Source organism: Novosphingobium sp. B-7 (assembly GCF_000410615.1).
GTDB classification, from domain to species: domain Bacteria; phylum Pseudomonadota; class Alphaproteobacteria; order Sphingomonadales; family Sphingomonadaceae; genus Novosphingobium; species Novosphingobium capsulatum.
The window spans coordinates 7,430-7,644 of record NZ_KE148352.1 but is presented as its reverse complement, the minus strand read 5'-3'; the positions used below and the strand labels follow the sequence as shown (position 1 = coordinate 7,644).

1 pseudogene is annotated in these 215 nt (G+C 70.2%); it reads left to right on the top strand.

Annotated features, from left to right (window positions below):
• A pseudogene (locus H926_RS34715) lies at nt 1-215 on the top strand (xanthine dehydrogenase accessory protein XdhC); the annotation flags it as partial.

Genomic DNA, 215 nt, shown 5'->3' with positions numbered 1-215 from the left:
GGGCGGGTGCGGCTGCTGGTCGAACACCTTGATGCGCAAGGTCTGGTGCCGTTGAAGGGCATGGTTGAAGGCGCGCTGCTGGTCAGCCAGTTCGGGGCGGCACGGATCGACCGGCACTGGATTATCGAAGGGCAGCCCAGCGCGCTTTCCGCGCGGGGCGAGCGGCCCACAGCCGGCACTCGCATCCTCGAGGCAGTGGGGCAGTGGCGGCGGCC